Source organism: Rhodopseudomonas faecalis (assembly GCF_003217325.1).
GTDB classification, from domain to species: domain Bacteria; phylum Pseudomonadota; class Alphaproteobacteria; order Rhizobiales; family Xanthobacteraceae; genus Rhodopseudomonas; species Rhodopseudomonas faecalis.
The window spans coordinates 179,576-197,374 of the sequence record NZ_QJTI01000003.1 but is presented as its reverse complement, the minus strand read 5'-3'; the positions used below and the strand labels follow the sequence as shown (position 1 = coordinate 197,374).

Annotated in this window: 16 protein-coding genes and 1 tRNA gene; 9 read left to right on the top strand and 8 right to left on the bottom strand. The window is 64.5% G+C overall.

Features of this window, described 5'->3' with window-relative positions; genetic code table 11:
• Nucleotides 1–241: 241 nt before the first annotated feature.
• Nucleotides 242–1,213, top strand: coding sequence for a 1-phosphofructokinase family hexose kinase (locus BJ122_RS04345; protein ID WP_110779916.1), 972 nt, complete (start codon nucleotides 242–244; stop codon nucleotides 1,211–1,213).
• A gap of 204 nt (nucleotides 1,214–1,417) precedes the next feature.
• Nucleotides 1,418–2,782: a TrpB-like pyridoxal phosphate-dependent enzyme gene (locus BJ122_RS04340; protein WP_110779915.1), complete on the top strand. Its 1,365-nt coding sequence runs from the start codon at nucleotides 1,418–1,420 to the stop codon at nucleotides 2,780–2,782.
• Between the two features lie 279 nt (nucleotides 2,783–3,061).
• Here the strand turns inward: BJ122_RS04340 and BJ122_RS04335 are convergent, their stop codons facing one another.
• The 3 genes from BJ122_RS04335 to BJ122_RS04325 form a co-directional block, all read right to left on the bottom strand.
• A complete protein-coding gene (locus BJ122_RS04335) occupies nucleotides 3,062–4,363 on the bottom strand; it encodes a GNAT family N-acetyltransferase (protein WP_110779914.1) in 1,302 nt (433 codons plus the stop codon).
• A 346-nt stretch (nucleotides 4,364–4,709) separates the two neighbouring features.
• Nucleotides 4,710–6,059: an NADP-specific glutamate dehydrogenase gene (gene gdhA, locus BJ122_RS04330; RefSeq protein WP_110779913.1), complete on the bottom strand. Its 1,350-nt coding sequence runs from the start codon at nucleotides 6,057–6,059 to the stop codon at nucleotides 4,710–4,712.
• Between the two features lie 566 nt (nucleotides 6,060–6,625).
• A tRNA-Leu gene (locus BJ122_RS04325) sits at nucleotides 6,626–6,710 on the bottom strand.
• A 233-nt stretch (nucleotides 6,711–6,943) separates the two neighbouring features.
• On the opposite strand from BJ122_RS04325, the gene BJ122_RS04320 reads away from it, so the two are divergent.
• From BJ122_RS04320 to BJ122_RS04290, 7 genes are all read left to right on the top strand, one after another.
• Nucleotides 6,944–7,426, top strand: coding sequence for a disulfide bond formation protein B (locus BJ122_RS04320; protein WP_110780002.1), 483 nt, complete (start codon nucleotides 6,944–6,946; stop codon nucleotides 7,424–7,426).
• A 92-nt stretch (nucleotides 7,427–7,518) separates the two neighbouring features.
• Nucleotides 7,519–8,079: a hypothetical protein gene (locus tag BJ122_RS04315; RefSeq protein WP_110779912.1), complete on the top strand. Its 561-nt coding sequence runs from the start codon at nucleotides 7,519–7,521 to the stop codon at nucleotides 8,077–8,079.
• A 55-nt stretch (nucleotides 8,080–8,134) separates the two neighbouring features.
• Nucleotides 8,135–8,515: a CidA/LrgA family protein gene (locus BJ122_RS04310; RefSeq protein ID WP_027278544.1), complete on the top strand. Its 381-nt coding sequence runs from the start codon at nucleotides 8,135–8,137 to the stop codon at nucleotides 8,513–8,515.
• Nucleotides 8,515–9,237: an LrgB family protein gene (locus BJ122_RS04305; protein WP_110780001.1), complete on the top strand. Its 723-nt coding sequence runs from the start codon at nucleotides 8,515–8,517 to the stop codon at nucleotides 9,235–9,237. The genes BJ122_RS04310 and BJ122_RS04305 overlap by 1 nt, the downstream gene beginning before the upstream one ends.
• A gap of 118 nt (nucleotides 9,238–9,355) precedes the next feature.
• The gene (locus BJ122_RS04300) at nucleotides 9,356–10,036 is read left to right on the top strand and encodes a DsbA family protein (protein ID WP_245407605.1); all 681 of its coding nucleotides are present in this window, start codon (nucleotides 9,356–9,358) and stop codon (nucleotides 10,034–10,036) included.
• Between the two features lie 83 nt (nucleotides 10,037–10,119).
• Nucleotides 10,120–10,629, top strand: coding sequence for a hypothetical protein (locus BJ122_RS04295; RefSeq protein ID WP_110779911.1), 510 nt, complete (start codon nucleotides 10,120–10,122; stop codon nucleotides 10,627–10,629).
• Nucleotides 10,619–11,683 (top strand): AI-2E family transporter, encoded by a 1,065-nt coding sequence (locus tag BJ122_RS04290; protein WP_110779910.1) that lies wholly within the window; start codon nucleotides 10,619–10,621, stop codon nucleotides 11,681–11,683. The genes BJ122_RS04295 and BJ122_RS04290 overlap by 11 nt, the downstream gene beginning before the upstream one ends.
• A 375-nt stretch (nucleotides 11,684–12,058) precedes the next feature.
• Here the strand turns inward: BJ122_RS04290 and BJ122_RS04285 are convergent, their stop codons facing one another.
• The 5 genes from BJ122_RS04285 to BJ122_RS04265 all read right to left on the bottom strand — a co-directional run bounded on the left by BJ122_RS04285 (nucleotide 12,059) and on the right by BJ122_RS04265 (nucleotide 17,544).
• Nucleotides 12,059–12,811, bottom strand: a complete 753-nt coding sequence (locus BJ122_RS04285) for an ABC transporter ATP-binding protein (RefSeq protein ID WP_110779909.1) — start codon at nucleotides 12,809–12,811, stop codon at nucleotides 12,059–12,061.
• Nucleotides 12,808–13,572 (bottom strand): ABC transporter ATP-binding protein, encoded by a 765-nt coding sequence (locus tag BJ122_RS04280; RefSeq protein ID WP_027278539.1) that lies wholly within the window; start codon nucleotides 13,570–13,572, stop codon nucleotides 12,808–12,810. The genes BJ122_RS04285 and BJ122_RS04280 overlap by 4 nt, the downstream gene beginning before the upstream one ends.
• Complete coding sequence (locus tag BJ122_RS04275) at nucleotides 13,569–14,792, bottom strand: branched-chain amino acid ABC transporter permease (RefSeq protein ID WP_110779908.1); 1,224 nt, start codon at nucleotides 14,790–14,792, stop codon at nucleotides 13,569–13,571. Before BJ122_RS04275 ends, BJ122_RS04280 begins: the two co-directional genes overlap by 4 nt.
• A gap of 4 nt (nucleotides 14,793–14,796) precedes the next feature.
• The gene (locus BJ122_RS04270) at nucleotides 14,797–15,804 is read right to left on the bottom strand and encodes a branched-chain amino acid ABC transporter permease (RefSeq protein WP_103012194.1); all 1,008 of its coding nucleotides are present in this window, start codon (nucleotides 15,802–15,804) and stop codon (nucleotides 14,797–14,799) included.
• 390 nt (nucleotides 15,805–16,194) lie between these two features.
• A complete protein-coding gene (locus BJ122_RS04265) occupies nucleotides 16,195–17,544 on the bottom strand; it encodes a substrate-binding protein (RefSeq protein ID WP_110779907.1) in 1,350 nt (449 codons plus the stop codon).
• Nucleotides 17,545–17,799: the final 255 nt, after the last annotated feature.

Below are 17,799 nucleotides of genomic sequence, written 5' to 3'. Positions count from 1 at the left end.
TAGCGGAGCGGGCAGGGGCACCGCGTCGCAGGCGACATCGGACCCCGCCCCGAACAACCGTCATCGCCGATCGGCTAATCTCCTCTGGTCAAGCCTGCCGGCCTGGACCAGATTGCGCCGGAACGCTTCAATTCGCCGCGGTTATGGCCACAAATTGCGCGTGGAGACATTCCATCGGGAGCTCATGACGAACCCCACCCAGATCGGCTAAAGTCGTTTCACACCAAGTCAGGATAGTCGTTTGTCCAACATTCTCACCGTTACGCCGAGCCCGGCGCTCGACGCCTCCACCACGGTCCCGACCCTTGCTCCGTTTTCCAAGCTGCGATGTGGTCCGATGCTGCGCCATCCGGGCGGCGGCGGCGTCAATGTGGCGCGCGTGATCGACCGGCTCGGCGGACAGGTGCGCGCGATCTATCCGGCGGGCGGTTCGATCGGCCAGCTGCTGCGGCAATTGCTCGATGCCGAAGGCGTGGAGAGCCAGGTGATCCCGGTCACCAACGAAACCCGCGAAGATTTCACGGTGTTCGAGGAGAGCACCCAGAAGCAATATCGCTTCGTGCTGCCTGGCGAAAAGCTGAGCGAGAGCGAATGGCAGGCCTTGATCGACGCGGTCGCCAATGCTGAACCGGCGCCGAAATTCGTGGTGGCGAGCGGCAGCCTGCCGCCGGGCGTGCCCGATGATTTTTATGCGCGCGTGGTGCGTGCCGGCCGCGCCCGCGGCGCCAAGGTGATCGTTGACACCTCGCATGCCGCGCTCAGCGCCGCGCTCGATGCCGGCGGCATTTTTCTGATCAAGCCGAGCATGAGCGAATATCGGGTGCTGACCGGCGTTGATGCCGATGCCGACGAGGCTGCGCTGATCCGTGCCGGCCGACAGCTGATCGAGCGCGGTGCGGTCGAGCTGGTGGCGCTCAGCATGGGCCCGAAGGGTGCGCTGTTGATCGCGCGCGATCATGCCTGGAGCGCCGAAGGCTTGACGGTGGCGCCCGCCAGCGTGGTCGGGGCTGGCGACAGTCTGGTGGGCGCCATGGTGTCGAGCCTGGTGGAAGGCGCCAGTCTGCAGGACGCGCTGCGCTTCGGCGTCGCGGCGGGAACGGCGGCGCTGGTCAACCCTGGAACGTCGCTGTGCCGGCGCGAGGATATCGACCGTTTCCTGCCGCAGATCGCGATCCGCGATCTCAGCGAATTGGCTTGCACGGACAGCCAGTGAGTGAACGCTCAAGGCGTTCTCCACTGCCTTGCTACGCTGCAACAAAAGCGCAGTCTTGACGGCAATCAGAGCACAATTGATCTTGCTCAAGGCAGCCGCGATTGCCGTGAACCTAAGGTTCGCGGCCGTTTCGCGGCAGCCGTTTTGGAGGTGATCGAGGCGTCACGCAAGCACCTCTTCTGAAAGCGAAAACTGGAGAGTTGCATGAGCGATCAGATCAAGTTCCTGCTCGACGAAGACAGTATTCCGAAAGCTTGGTACAACCTCGCCGCGGACTTCCCGACGCCGATGCCCGCGGTGCTCCATCCCGGCACCAAGCAGCCGGCGGGACCTGCGGATTTCGAGCCGCTGTTTCCGATGGAGCTGATCCTCCAGGAAGTTGCGACCGAGCGTTACATCGAGATTCCCGATCCGGTCCGCGACGTGTTCAAGCTGTGGCGTCCCTCGCCGCTGATGCGCGCGCGCCGTCTCGAACAGGCGCTCGATACCCCGGCGAAGATTTACTACAAGTATGAGGGCGTCTCGCCCGCGGGCTCGCACAAGCCCAACACCGCCATTCCGCAGGCTTGGTACAACAAGCAGGCCGGCATCAAGAAGCTGACGACCGAAACCGGCGCCGGTCAGTGGGGTGCGTCGCTGGCGTTCGCCGGTTCGCTGTTCGACATGGACATCACCGTGTTTCAGGTGCGCGTGTCCTATGATCAGAAGCCGTATCGCCGCGCGCTGATGGAGACCTATGGCGCCCGCTGCGTCGCCTCGCCGTCGAACGAGACCGAATGCGGCCGCGCCATTCTCGCCAAGAACCCGAACAGCCCCGGCTCGCTCGGCATGGCGATTTCGGAAGCGGTGGAAATCGCGGTGAAGAACCCCGACGTGAAATACGCGCTCGGCTCGGTACTGAACCACGTGATGCTGCACCAGACCATCATCGGCGAAGAAGCCATCAAGCAGATGGAAATGGCCGGCGACGATCCGGACGTGGTGATCGCCTGCGCCGGCGGCGGCTCGAACTTCGCCGGTCTGGCGTTCCCGTTCATCGGTCTGCATCTGCGCGGTGGCCGCAAGCGCCGTATCGTGGCGGTCGAGCCGGCGGCTTGCCCGACCCTGACCCGCGGTAAATACGCCTACGACTTCGGCGACACCGCGCAAATGACGCCGCTGATGAAGATGCACACGCTCGGCGCCTCGTTCATGCCGCCGGGCTTCCACGCCGGTGGCCTGCGCTATCACGGCATGGGCCCGATGGTGTCGCACGCCTATGAACTCGGCCTGATCGAGGCCAAGTCCTATCATCAGGTGAAGTGCTTCGAGGCTGGCGTGCAGTTCGCCCGCACCGAGGGCATCGTGCCGGCGCCGGAATCGACCCATGCGGTGCGCTGCGCGATCGACGAAGCGCTGCGCTGCAAGGCCGAGGGCAAGTCCGAGACCATCCTGTTCAACCTGTCGGGCCACGGCCACTTCGACATGCAGTCCTACATCAACTACTTCGAAGGCAAGCTGGTTGATCAGGACTATGACGAGGCCGAATTGGCGGCGTCGCTGGCGGCTCTGCCTGAAGTCGCGGCCTGATCGTCACGTCTCGCACGACATCAACCCCGGCTCTGCGCGCGCAGAGCCGGGGTTTTCTTTTGCGTGCTGGTGATCGCGCGCGGCTGTTCGCGGGGCGTGATGGAAACACGCGATTGGACCGTATACCAGAGGCTCCTACCATTGCCCCGTCATGCCCGCGCTTGTCGCGGGAGCCTTCGTCGTCAAAGCAATGCAAAAACGTCGATGGCCGGGACGAACCCGGCCATGACGCGCCAATCACTTGGTATCAATCGCTGAGTGTATCAATTGCTGAGTGGCTTACTCGGGCGCCGACTGTTTCTCACGGTCGTCGTTCTTGCGGCGCCGCTTGTCCTGACTGGCGTTGCGGCGCTCCTTGAACTCATGGAGCGCGTGGCTGAGCCGGCGCCGACCTTGCTCCAGCATCGCTGCCAAGGGGTGCAGCGGATCGCCGCCCGCGAGCTCGATCACGCGGTTCGACAGCGGCAGCTGCTCACCCCAGAACTTGCTCATGAACGGCCGGTTGGGCGGCGTGCAGGAATCGGCGCGCGCGATCGACGGATCGGCGAGCAGCTCGCTGGTGATGTACATCACCAGCTGCGAGCCCGGCGAGCTGGCCGCCTGGCTTTCGTCGTAGCAAATCTTGGCGCACCAGGCCTGATCGCCGGTCAGGTAGATGATCGATGACGCCAGCGTGCGGCCGTCGAGCCGCAAGCGATCGATCCGCACCCGGCCGCAGGCCGCGAGATTGCGCACGGTCTGGCGCAAGAATTCGATCTCGGCCGGCGAGCAACTGACCGCGGTGCCGCCGCGGCCCTTCCAGCCGGCGGCCTCCAGCGCCAGAAAATCCTCGAGCGCTTCGTCGATCTCATCGCGCGCGGTGATGGTGTCGAATGTCACCGTGCCCTGGCGCTCGATGCGGCGCAGCTCGGTGCGCATCTTGCCGCGCGTGCGCGACGACAATTTGTTTTCCAGATAGTGATCGCGCGCGCCGAGCGGCGGATCGAGGATCGCGCGCGCATAGCGGTCGAGCCGCAGCTCGCGCAGATTGTCCTGTTGTAGCAGCTCGTCGAGCAGCTCGGCGAACGGGCCGTGATCTGGAATCAGCGGCAGCACCATGCGGCGCGGCATGCCCGGCAGCACGCGCGCGGCGTTCAGCAGCGTGGCGATGGTGTCGCGCGCGCGGTCGCGGTCGATCAGCGGCACGCCAAGCGCCGCAAAGGGGTGATTCCAGGCGACCGCGACCGGCAGCGGCACGCCCCAGCGCCGGGTCGAGATCCGGAACGGCAGCAAGCCGAGCAATTGCACATCCGGGCCGCGCTCGTCGGCGATCAGCAGCAACTGCACATCATCGCCGAATGGAATCATCGCGGGAATTGCGAATTCCGGTTCGTAGAACACGTTCGGCACCAGCGCGCGCACCGCGAGATTGTGCCAGCGCTCGCGGCCATTGGGATTGTCGTAGGCCTTGAGCGGCACGATGCGCATATAGAGCCCGGTGTCAGCGCAGCGGACTGGCGGCGCGGCAACGGGGAGCGGAGGCTCCGCCGCCATCGGCGGCCGTTGCGCGGCTGCGCGGGTCAAAAGAGTCTGGGCTGTCATGGCACGGTCCAATTTCGCAGCGGCATTAGGATGCCGGACGTTCGCAGAGAAAGACCAAAGCGGCCTGGAAGTCTTCGTTAAAATAGTCTGAAGGTTAACCTGCGCGAAGCCTGGGGAATGTTCTGGCCGGGCCGCACTATACCCGAAGGCGCAGTGAATCGCAGCAGCCCCAGGTTGAGGATGCTGATTTCTCTGGCTTTGGTTGTGATGACGGCGCCCAGGGCATGGCACGGATACGCGGCGTTGGCTTGATTAAGCGACCTTGAGGTCGCGCCAGGGCGTTTCGTCGCACCGATGCGGAGCAGGTGGCGCCGGCGGCTTGCCGCAGCAAACCGCCGGCAGCCGATCAGATCACGCCGAGCGCGCGCATCGCTTCGGCGACGCGGACGAAGCCGGCGATGTTGGCGCCCATGACATAGTTGCCGGGCGCGCCGAACTCTTCGGCGGTCTCGGCGCAGGTGTCGTGGATGTTGCGCATGATGGTGGCGAGACGGGCCTCGGTCTGCTCGAACGTCCAGCTATCGCGCGCGGCGTTCTGCTGCATTTCCAGCGCCGACGTCGCGACGCCGCCGGCATTGGCGGCCTTGCCGGGTCCGAACAGCACCTTGGCATCCTGGAACACGCGGATCGCTTCGGGGGTCGAGGGCATGTTGGCGCCTTCGCCGACCGCGATCACGCCGTTCTTCACCAGCGTCTGCGCGTCCTTGCCGGTCAGTTCGTTCTGGGTCGCCGAGGGCATGGCGACGTCGCAGGGCACGTCCCAGATCGAGCCGTCCGGGATGTACTGCGTGCCGGCGCCCTTGAGGCGGGCATATTCGGAGACGCGCTCGCGGCGCACTTCCTTGATCTCCTTGATCAGCTCAAGGTCGATGCCTTTCTCGTCGACGATGTAGCCGTTGGAGTCCGAGCAGGCCACGACCTTGCCGCCGAACGCCATGATCTTTTCCATGGTGTACAGCGCGACGTTGCCCGAGCCCGACACCACGCAGCGCTTGCCGTCGAAGCTCATGCCCTTGGTCTCAAGCATGCTCTGCACGAAATAGGTGTTGCCGTAGCCGGTGGCTTCCGTGCGGGCGCGCGAGCCGCCATAGGACAGGCCCTTGCCGGTCAACACGCCGGCCTCGTAGCGGTTGGTGAGCCGCTTGTACTGGCCGAACATGTAGCCGATCTCACGGCCGCCGACGCCGATATCGCCGGCCGGCACGTCGGTGTGCTCGCCGAGATGGCGCGACAGTTCGGTCATGAACGACTGGCAGAACCGCATCACTTCGGCGTCAGAGCGGCCGCGCGGATTGAAGTCGGCGCCGCCCTTGCCGCCGCCGATCGGCATGCCGGTCAGGGCGTTCTTGAAGGTCTGCTCGAAGCCGAGAAACTTGATGATGCCGACATTCACCGACGGGTGGAAGCGGATACCGCCCTTATAGGGGCCGAGCGCCGAGTTGAACTGCACGCGGAAGCCGCGGTTGATGTGCACCTGGCCCTTATCGTCGGTCCACGGCACGCGGAAAATGATCTGACGCTCGGGCTCGCAGATCCGCTCGATCAGCGCTTCGTCGGCGTAGTCGGGGCGCTTGGCGATGACGTGGCCGAGGCTTTCGAACACTTCGCGGACGGCCTGGTGAAACTCCACCTCACCGGCATTGCGGTGGATTACCTGGGCCAGAATTGGTTCAAGCTTTTCGTCTAGTTGCGGCACGCATAGCCTCCATTTACGCCAATTCCGCTCATGGAATGAGCAGCGTGCGGTGGGATAGACCCGATCGAGGTTGAGATAAATAGACGGTTGGGCAGCGATTAGTCTAATGGCTCGCGAACTAGGCAGAGTTCGCTGAGTGGCGAGCTACAAGCGCTCGATTTGACCGCCCGCCCGGTAACAACTCAGCGCTGCAACAAACAACTTGCCGGTGCGGCTGCCGGTGGCGCCGGGGCTGAGGGTGGGTGGGTAATTGCTATCAGCAATCATTCCTGACGAGCGCCAATTGTACCGCTTTTCTGGTCAGTTGCGGTCACTGCGCGATCATTTCGCCCCAGTTTACCCGGCGATCAGCACCGCGCCGCTCCCGCGGCTGCGACCAATGGCAGCGGTCGCTGAGGTCGAGGGCGGCTTGGACCGGCCGCCGGCGAGGCGGCGCGGGCCGCTCGGTTAACCGTGCGAGCAGGTCGGCCGAGCGCCGAGATATGCGATCAGCGTCGGCCAGCAATGCTGACAACGGCGGCATTGATCGGTGGACAATTTGCGGGCCAGCGGGCGATCGCCCAAAATGGTGCCCCTGGCCGGAATCGAACCAGCACTCCTTGCGGAACTCGATTTTGAGTCGAGCGCGTCTACCAGTTCCGCCACAGGGGCCCGCGCGACCTCGGCAGCGCCGACATCGCGAAGCGGGCGGACTATAGCGGGCGGCCCGTTACGGTCAACCCGGATCACGCAGCGGCCACACGTTGTGTTCGATTCCGAGCACTGCTCGACAGCACCGGCGGTCGGCGCTAGGAGGGCAGAGAGGCAGGAGATTCCCCGTGGCATCCGAGTTCGGCATCGAGACAGCGGACAGCAAAGCGGGACGGCGCGCGGCGCTTGCACCCATGATGTGGGCGGCGCTCGGCGTGGCGCTGATTGGGGCCGGCACGCTGGCCGGCGCTTGGTTCTTTGAGCTGGTGCTCGATATCCGGCCCTGTCCGCTGTGCCTTGAGCAGCGCTACGGCTACTACTTCGCGACGCCGCTGGCGTTGTTGCTGGCGCTCGGCGCCTGGCTTGGCGCGGCGCCGGGATGGCTGCGCGCCGGGCTGGTGCTGGTGGCGCTGGCGATGGTCACCAATGGCGCGCTCGGCGCCTACCACTCGGGCGTGGAATGGGGATTTTGGAAGGGGCCGGCCGGCTGCGCCGGGCGCGCCGTCGATTTCGGCAGCGCCGGCAGCTTGCTCGACCGACTCGACGCGGTGAAGGTGATTCCCTGCGACGAGGTGCAGTGGCGCTTTCTCGGCCTGTCGCTGGCCGGCTACAATGTGTTGGTTTCGCTGGCGATGGTGGTACTGGCGATCGGCGGCATCGTGTATCGCCGCCGTTGAGCGCGCGGGCTTGGCGAATACCGGCCTTGGCACGTTGTCAGTTGGCATCTGCGCAGTAGGATGGGGCAATCGCGAAGGCGATAGGAGAGCTGATGATGAATCGCACCACATGGCTGGCAGGCGCCGCATTGCTTTGCACCGCGCTGCTGCCGCCACAGGCTGCTCAGGCGCTGACGGCGCAGGAATGCAGCGCCAAATATCAGGCGGCCAAGGCGGCCGGCACGCTCGGCGACAAGAGCTGGAATGATTTCCGCAAATCCGATTGCGCCGATGCGGCGGCGGCCAAGCCCGAGGGCAAGGCCGACGACGCCAAATCGGAGGCCCAGTCTGAGGCGAAGTCGGAGCCTACGCCCGAGATGAAGCCTGAGGCCAAGCCGGATACCAAGGCCGATGCCAAAACCGGCGCCAAGCCTGACGCTAAGCCCGATGGCAAACAGGCGGCGGCGAAGCCGGCCGCGGCCCCCGGCGCGGCGGTATTCCCCACGGCGATCGATCCGAAATACGCCGAGGAAAAGCCCGCACGCGCGCGACTGCACACCTGCGCGGACCAATGGAAGATCAACAAGGCCAACAACACCACCGGCGGATTGCGCTGGATCCAGAAGGGCGGCGGCTACTGGAGCCAGTGCAACAAGAAGCTGAAGGGCGCCTGATCGCCAGCACGGCACGCGGCCGCAGCTGCCGGTCGCGTGACCGCGGGGCGCGCCGATGATCGCCAGTTTCAGCCTGATCCTGCTTTGCCAATTGATCGGCGAAGGGCTGGCGCGCGGCTTCGCGCTGCCGCTGCCCGGCCCGGTGATCGGGCTCGCGCTATTGGTGCTGCTGCTGCTGCTGCGTGATCAGTTCTCGATCCTGGAATTTGGGCCGCTGCGCCATGACGGCGTCGAAAAGGCGGCGCGGGTGCTGCTCGCCCATATGTCGCTGATGTTCGTGCCCGCTGGGGTCGGCGTGGTGCAAAAGCTCGATCTACTCGCCGATCGCGGCGTCGCGATCGCGCTGGTGCTGATCGTCTCGGCACTGATCACGCTGCTGGTCACGGTCGGCACCTTCCTGCTTGCCGCGCGGCTGTTGACGCGGAGGGCGAAGTGATCAGCGACAATCCCTTTGCGCTCTGGGTCTATCTGTCGCAAACGCCGCTGCTGTGGCTGACGGTGACGCTGTTGGTCTATGCGGCCACCGATGCGCTGTCGCAGGCCACCGGCCGTCATCCGCTCGCCAATCCGGTGCTGCACGCGATGTGGATCATCGGCGTGTTTTTGTTGCTGACCGGCACCTCGTATCAGACTTATTTTGGCGGCGCGCAGTTCGTGCACTTCCTGCTTGGCCCGGCGACGGTGGCGCTCGCCGTGCCGCTCTATGAAAACCGCCGCGCGATCGTGGCCGCGATCGTGCCGATGCTGCTGGCGCTGATCGTCGGCAGCATCACCGCGATCCTGTCGGTGGTGTGGCTGGCACAGCTTGCCGGCCTGCCTGATGACGTGGTGCGCTCGCTGGCGCCGAAATCGGTGACCGCCGGCGTCGCGATGGGCATCGCGGAATCGATCGGCGGCGATCCGTCATTTGCCGCGGTCGCGGTGATCCTGACCGGCATCATCGGCGCGATCGTGGTGACGCCGCTGATGAATCGCTTGCGGATCAGCGATTTTCGCGCGCGCGGTTTTGCGCTCGGGCTGACCTCGCATGGCATCGGCACGGCGCGCGCGTTCCAGGTCAATGCCATTGCCGGTGCGTTCGCGGGCATCGCCATGAGCCTCAATGCGCTGCTGACCTCGCTGCTGGTGCCGCTGGCCGCCACACTGCTGCTGCGCTGACGATCAATCCTGCGCGAGACCGCCGTGCGGCGGCCGCGGCCGCTATCGTCCCTGGGCCAGATGTGCCAAAGCGAGCGGGTCGCCATGGACGGATCGTGGCGGCGGCAGGAGAACCATGATGATCACGCAGACGATGTCCGCCGGCCGCGCGCCGACCAGCCCCCAGCTTTCGCGCCGTCATGCGCTGGTCTTGACCGGTGCGGCGCTGCTGCTCGGTGGCAGCACCGCGGCGCTGGCGGCTTCCGACCTTGAAGTGCTGAGCGAAGCCTCGGTGCTGCGCGATCCGGAGATTCCGGTGGCCGGCAATCCGGCCGGCGATATCACCATCGTGGAATTTGCCGATTATCAGTGTCCCTATTGCCGCAAGATCGCGCCCGATCTGCACGCGCTGGTCAAGGAAGACGGCAAGATCCGCATGGTGTTCAAGGATTGGCCGGTACTCGGCCCGGCCTCGGTCTATGCCGCGCGGTTGGCGCTGGCGTGCAAATATCAAGACAAGTTTATCGAAGCGCATGATGCGCTGATGGCGATGACCTCGCGTCTCACCGAGAGCACCGCGCGCGACGCCTTGGCGCGCGCCGGCCTTGATGTCGATCGCGCGGGCCGCGATCTCGACAAGAACCGCGCCGCGATCGAGGCGGTGCTGAAGCGCAGCGACAGTCAGGCCAAGGCATTCGGCTTTGTCGGCACGCCGTCTTACATCATCGGCAAGTTCCGGGTGCCGGGCGTGCTGACCAAGGAGCAGTTCGCCATGGCGGTTGCCGATGCCCGCCGCGCGGCCGCCGCCAAGAAAGAGTGATCGGGCAATTTCCGTCGCTGACGGGGAAATTGCCGATCCGGCAACGTTGCGCTAGCGTGGCTGATCGACCCACGGAGGTGGTGATGACCGATGCCGTCGGCTACCCCTTGCACCGAAGGGCCGCCGCAGATGCTGCGACCCGCGCCGCCGCGCGGCCGCCGCTGTGGCGCAGCAGCCTCTGGCAACCGGCGCTGCTGCTGGTGGCGATGATCGCTGCCGCGGCCGGCCTGCTATTGGCGCCGGCTGGAGCGGAACTGCTGCGCAGCGACGCCGAGCTTGCGATGCTGCTGCGGTTCATGGCGGTGGTGAAGGCCGTGATTGCCATCGCGCTGCTCGCGATCACCACCTGGCGGCTCGGCCATCCGTTGCCGATCTGGCTTGGCTTACTCTATTCGTCCGGCTGCGCGCTGATGATGGCCGGGCCCGGCGTGATCTGGCATCTCACCGCAGTCGGCTCCGGCGCCGCGCTGTTCCATGGCGGCGTGCTGTTGTGGCTGGCGGCGCTCGCCGCTGATCACGACACCGCTCGCGCGCTGGTGCAGCGCGTGGTCAGCGCCTGCCGTCTCCAAAACAACGGTCCGCATGCGCGCTGACGAGAATAAGTTCTTCGTGTTGCTGATCGTGGTGGTGACCCTGGCCTTTGGCTGGGTGTTGTTGCCGTTTTATAGCGGCCTGTTGTGGGGCGTGGTGATCGCGATCGTGTTCACGCCGCTGCATCGCTGGCTGTGGCAGCGCCTGAACGGCCGCGACAATCTCGCCGCGCTGCTGACGCTGGCGATCATCATCATGATGGTGCTGCTGCCGCTATCGCTGATCGGCGCGGCGCTGACCAAGGAGGCGGCCCGCACCTATGCAAGGTTCCAATCGGGTGAGATCGATCTGGTGCGGCTGTTCCGCGAGGCGACCGCGGCGCTGCCGTCCTGGGTCACCGATCTGGTGAAAGAGTTCGACATCGGCAATCTCGGCGCATTGCAGCAGCAATTGTCAGATGGCCTGCTCAAGAGCAGCCAGTTTCTGGCCGGGCAGGCGCTGACCATCGGCCAAAACACTTTTGAGTTCGTCATCAATCTCGGCGTGATGCTGTATCTGCTGTTCTTTCTGTTCCGCGACGGCGAGAAGCTGACGCGCCGGATTCGCGGCGTGCTGCCGCTGCATGAGCATCAGCTCAATGAATTGTTGCTGAAATTCATCGTGGTGATCCGCGCCACCATCAAGGGCAACATGGTGATCGCCATGCTGCAGGGCGCGCTCGGCGGGCTGATGCTGTGGGCGCTCGGCATCGGCGGCGCGCTGCTGTGGGCGGTGGTGATGGCGTTTCTGTCGCTGCTGCCGGCGGTCGGCGCGGGCCTGGTCTGGGTGCCGATCGCGATCTATCTGCTCGCCACCGGCGCGGTCTGGAAAGGCGTGGTGCTGTTCGCCTATGGCGCGTTCGTGATCGGGTTGGTGGACAATCTGCTGCGGCCGGTGCTGGTCGGCAAAGACACCAAGATGCCGGACTATGTGGTGCTGATCTCAACGCTCGGCGGCATCAACGTGTTCGGCCTGAACGGCTTCATCCTCGGCCCGGTGATCGCGGCGATGTTCATCGCAGTTTGGGACATTTTTGGCGCCGCCAAGCAAAGCGACAGTCGCCCGGAACTGGGGTGATCGTGGGGCGCCTCTTGTGGCGTTAGCAGCAAGCGCCGCATCTAAAGTTGCGCGTGCTCCCTCCCCCCGCGGAGCGGTGTCGGAGCGGTGGGGAGGGGCGGCGCGAAGCGCCGGGGTGGGGGCTATGCGCCCGGCGTTGCCTCGTAGGCTCCGGAGCTCGCCTGATGACACCCCCACCCGTCCGGCCCGATTGTCATCGGGCCGTCCACCTCCTCACAAGGGGGAGGGACAACAGGGAGCGTTGCAGCTTTCCAGCGGCAACATCGTCATCGATGTCTGGCAGGCTTCCCAAAAATCATGAGGGCTCTTGAGCCCCAAAAAAAAGGTCTTAGCGGTTCTCAGAGCCGCTAAGACCGTTGTCGTGGCAACGATCGATCAGATCGCCAGATAGCGATGGCGCAGGTCTTCGTCCTCGAGCACCTGCTGCGCGGTGCCGTCGAACACCACTTCGCCGGTGTCGAGGATCACCGCGCGGTCGGACAGATGCAGCGCCGCCAGCGCGTTCTGCTCGACGATGATGCTGGTGATGCCGGCCGCGCGCACCTCCATCAACGCCTTGGCGATGTCCTGCCGCACCACCGGCGCCAGCCCTTCATAGGGCTCGTCCAGCAGCAGCAGCTTGACGTCGCGCGCCAGCGCCCGGGCGATCGCCAGCATCTGCTGCTCGCCGCCCGACATGGTGACGCCTTCCTGCTTGCGCCGCTCCGCGAGCCGCGGAAACAGCTCGTAGATGCGCTCGAACGACCAGCCCTTCTTGCCGTTGATGATGGCGAGCTGCAAATTCTGCTCGACCGTCATGCCCGGGATGATGCGGCGATCCTCCTGCACCAGCTGTACGCCGGCCTGGGCCGCGAAGTAGTTCGGCTTGCCGTGCAGCTTGACGCCGTCGAGCACCACCTCGCCGCCATGCAGCTCCGGCGTCGAGGCGCGGGCGATCGAACGCAGCGTCGAGGTTTTGCCCGCGCCGTTGCGGCCGAGCAGCGCCAGAATCTCGCCCTTGTTGAGCGAGAACGACACCTTTTGCACGATGTAGCTGTCGCCGTAATAGGAATCGAGGTTGCGGCAATAGAAGAACGGCGTGCCAGTGGGCTGGGTCGCCTGCGGGCGCTGAATAGTGTGCACGTTCATACCTGCTCCTCGCCGAGATAGGCTTCGATCACCTTGGGATTGCCCTTGATCTCCTCAGGCACGCCCTGAGCGATCACCCGTCCGCCGGCCAGCACGGTGATGCGGTCGGCGAGCGAGAACACGACATGCATGTCGTGTTCGATGATGACGATGGTGATCCCGGTCTTGCGCTTGATGTCGCGCAAAATGTCGATGGTGGTGTTGGTGTCGGCGCGGGCCATGCCCGCGGTCGGCTCATCCAGCAGCAGCATCTTCGGGTCCTGCGCCAGACTCATCACCAGCTCGAGCCGCCGCTTGTCGCCACGCGACAGCGCGCCCGCCAGGTGATGCAAATGATCGCCGAGCCCGAGATCGGCCAGCGCCTTGGCGGCGCGCCGGCCAACCTGGCCGCGCTCGTCAAAGCGCGACAAGAGCCGCAGCCGGAACGCGCCGTCGCGATGCGACAGCATCGCCATCATCACGTTCTCGATTACGGTCAGATCGCCAAAAATCTCCGGCGTCTGAAACACGCGCGCCACGCCGAGCTGGTTGATCTCGAACGGCCGGCGCCCGGTGAGCTGCTGGCCGTCGAACAGCACCTTGCCCTTGGTCGGCGCGATCACGCCGACGCAGACATTGAGCAGCGTCGATTTGCCGGCACCGTTCGGGCCGATAATCGCGTGGGTCTCGCCCTCGCGAATATCGAGGTTGACGTCGCTGAGCGCGTGCAGGCCGGCGAACGTCTTATGGACATTGTCAATATGCAGCAGGGTCGGGTTCATGGCGCCACCGGAGTCACGTTGTTCTTGGCGGGATGTTTGTGGGCGCCGGAGGAGTCATAGTCCGACGGCATATCCTCGATGATGCTTTCGCCGAGCATGTCGCGCTGCGGCGAGTCGCCGAGCGAGCGCACCCGCGGGGTGCGCTTGACCCGGAACAGCCGCATCACGCCTTCCATCACGCCGCCGGGCAAGAAGATCACCACCGCCATGAAGATCAGGCCGAGGGTGAGCTGCCAGCCGTCGCCGACGAACAGGCTCATGAACTTCACCAGCGGTTCGCGCACGCCATCCGGCAGGAACGAGAACATCGCGCTCAGCATGTTCTCGTTATAGGCCGAGAAGATGTTCTCGAAGTATTTGATGATGCCGGTGCCGATCACCGGGCCGAGCAGGGTGCCGGCGCCGCCGAGAATGGTCATCAGCACCACTTCGCCCGACGCGGTCCACTGCATGCGCTCCGCGCCTGCCAGCGGGTCGGTGGCGGCTAGCAGCGCGCCGGCGAGACCGGCGAACATGCCAGACATCACGAACGCGCTGAGCAGATAGGGCCGGGAGTTGAAGCCGGTGTAGCCCATCCGGTTCTGGTTGGACTTGATGGCGCGCAGCGTCATGCCGAACGGCGAGCGGAAGATCGCGATCGACAGGCCGAATGCGGCAATCAGCACCACGCCGCAGATGTAATAGCCAGTCCAGCCGGTGATCTCGAGGCCGAACAGCGTCGGCGCCTTCGCCGAATAGCCGATCGCGGCGTCGAGATAGCGCGGGTCAGTGCGCAGCACGCGCAAGCCGGTTTCACCGTTGGTGATCGGCGTCAGCACCGAATAGGCCATGTTGTAGCACATCTGCGCGAACGCCAGCGTCAGGATCGAGAAGTAGATGCCCGATCGCCGCAGACTGACGAAGCCGATCGCGAGCGCGAGCAGGCCGGCCAGCAGCACCGACAGCCCGATTGCCGGCAATAGCTCCATCGACACCAGCTTGAACGACCACACCGCGGCATAGGAGCCGACGCCGAGAAACGCGGCGTGGCCGAATGACAGATAGCCGGTGAGGCCGAACAGGATGTTGAAGCCGATCGCGAAGATGCCGTAGATCGCGAACTTCTGCAGCAGGTCCGGATATCCGGCGCCGATCGGCGCGAAGATGAACGGGCCGAGCGCCACCGCGAGCGCGAAACAGCCGAGCAGAATGAAATCTGCGGTTTTGGTAATGTGCTTCATCTGACTAGCTCTCCATCACGCCCTTGCGGCCGAGCAGTCCGCGTGGCCGAACCAGCAGAATGATGACGGCAATCAAATAGATGATGATCTGGTCGATGCCGGGCAGCAGCGCCTTGACCTCGTTCATCGACGCGAATGACTGCACGATGCCGAGCAGGAAGCCGGCTAGCACGGCGCCGGGCAGCGAGCCCATGCCGCCGACCACCACCACCACGAAGGACAGCACCAGGAAGTCCATGCCCATGTGATAATCGGGCGGTAATATCGGCGTGTACATCACGCCGGCGAGGCCAGCGACCACGGCCGCGAGGCCGAATACGATGGTGAAACGCCGTTCGATATTGATGCCGAGCAGGCCGACCGTTTCGCGGTCCTGCATGCCGGCGCGCACCACCATGCCGAAGGTGGTGAGCTGCAGGAAGGCAAACACCGCGCCGATCACCACCACCGAGAACGCCAGATAGACGATGCGCCAGTACGGATAGACGATGGTGTCGGTCAGCGAGAGGCTGCCGGACACGATATGCGGTGCCACCTGCGGGATCGGGTTGGCGCCAAAGATCTGCTTGACGATTTCCTGCAGCACGATCGCGAGGCCGAACGTCACCAGGATCTGGTCGGCGTGCGGGCGTTTGTAGAAGAAGCGGATCAGGCCGCGTTCCAGCACCAGGCCGATCAGCAGCATCACCGGAATCGCCAGCAGGATCGACACCGGAACGGAATAGTCGATCAGAAACTTGCCCCAGTCGCCGAGCATGGCCTGCACATAGGGCGTCTTCACCTCAAGCGGCGATCCCCATGGCGTGGTGCGGGTCGGATCGATGCGGACGATCTCATAGGTCAGGATCTTGTTCAGCGTCACCGCGCAGAACGCGCCGAGCATGAACAACGCGCCATGCGCGAAGTTGACGACGCCGAGCGTGCCAAAAGCCAGCGTCAGACCGAGGGCAATCAGCGCATAGGCGCCGCCCTTGTCGAGACCGTTCAATATCTGAAGAATAAATGCGTCCATTCGTCGCCCAACCTTCCGCAAGGACAGCTCATCGAGCCGGCCGTGGCACTGCGCATCGTTCCGTCCCGGCGCCACCAGGCGGCGAGACGGCATGAGAGGCAATCGTCGTTGCTACGTCTGGGGTCCCACGTCAGGTGTTGTGACGTGTCTGTTCCGACGTGTGTGGCCCGACGTTTCTGTTCTGACGTTGTTATGTCGCGTCTTGTTAAGTCGCGTCTTGCTTAGGTCGAATCTTGCTAAGTCGCGTTTTGCTTAGGCCGTGTCGCCGTGTCGTCGCAGCGTGCGGTGATCGCCCGGCGCTGCGAGTGACACGGACCGGCCGGCTGCACCTGGGGCGCAGTCGACCGGAGACACGTCAAAGCGGCGGGACTGATCCAGTCCCGGCCGCGATCAGCACTTCTTGGCTTCGCTCGATCCGAGTTCGCCGCCAAAAATGGCGGGATCGTAAGTGACGTCCTTGGCCGCGACGATCTTCTTGATGTTCAACAGATCGTACTTGTCCTTGGGGTTGTCCTTACCCTGCACGACCAGCACGTCCTTGAAGCACTGGTGATCGGCGCCGCGATACAGCGTCTTGCCGTTGCCGAGGCCGTCGAATTCAAAGCCCTCGAGAGCCTTGATCACCTGGGTCGGATTGAAGGTACCGGCGCGCTCGCAAGCGTCGGCATACAGGATGGCCTGCACGTAGCAGGTCTGCGCGGCCTGCGAGGGCGGGGTGCCGTAAGCGGCGCCGAACGACTTGGTGAAAGCGCGGGTCGCTTCGTCCTCGAGCTTCCAGTCCCAGTTGGCAGTGCCGATGATGCCCTTGATGTTGTCGCCGGCGCCCTGGGCCATCAGTTCGGAGAACAGCGGCACCACGATTTCGAACTTCTTGCCGTTCGCCATCTTTTCGCGCAGGCCGAACTGCACCGCCTGGGTCAAGGAGTTGATCATGTCCTTGCCGTAGTGGTTCAGGATCAGCACGTCCGCGCCCGAATTGAGCACCGGGGTGATGTATTGCGAGAAGTCGCCGGCACCGAGCGGCGTGCGGACCGCCTTGATGGTCTTCCAGCCCTGCTTCTCGGTAGCGTCCTTGATCGACTCTTCCTGCGTCCAGCCCCAGGTGTAGTCGGCGGTGAGATGATAGGCCGCGCGGTCCTTGCCATAGGCTTCGGCCAGCACCGGGCCGAGCGCGACGCCCGACATATAGGCGTTGAAGAAGTGGCGGAAGCCGTAAGCGCGCTTGTCCTTGCCGGTGGTGTCGTTGGAGTGGGTCAGGCCGGCCATGAAGATCACGCCGATGTCGTGACACAGCGACTGCACCGCGACCGCTTCGGCCGAGGACGAACCGCCGGTGATCATCACCGCGCCGTCCTTCTCGATCATGCGCTTGGCGGAGGCGCGCGCCGCGTCAGCCTTGGTCTGGGTATCGCCGGAGACGAACGCGACCTTCTTGCCGAGCACGCCATTGCCCTTCAGCGCCAGCGGCTTCATGGTTTTCAGCATGCCGCCGTCGCCTTCGCCGTTCAGATGCTTGACGGCGAGCTGATAGGCGCGCAGCTCGTCATTGCCTTCGTCGGCATAGGGGCCGGTGAGCGGAATATTGAAGCCGAAGGTGACGGTCGAGCCCTTCGGCATGTTGCAGAAGTCGTCGGCCCAGGCGCCGCGGATGAATGACATCGGCGCAGCCAACGCCAGAGCGCCGCCTGCGCCGGCCTTGAGAATCGTGCGACGGTCGAGCGTCGTTTTCCTTTGGGACATATTTCCTCTCCAATGTGTGTTGATGGTTCGTGCAGAAGGCAATCAGTTGATTGCAGGCCGAACTCTTGCATTTTGTTAGAAAGGTGACCGGTGAGGCTCGGTCGGGTCAACCGAAACCTTCGTATATGTCAAGCTGCCGCGACAGCATATCTGCTGTGCGCAGCGTAGCAAGTCACGATGATCGTTGCCATTGTCCGCATCTCCCGCACTGCAGTGGTAATCGATGCGTCACCATGTCCCATCACGCAGTTACTA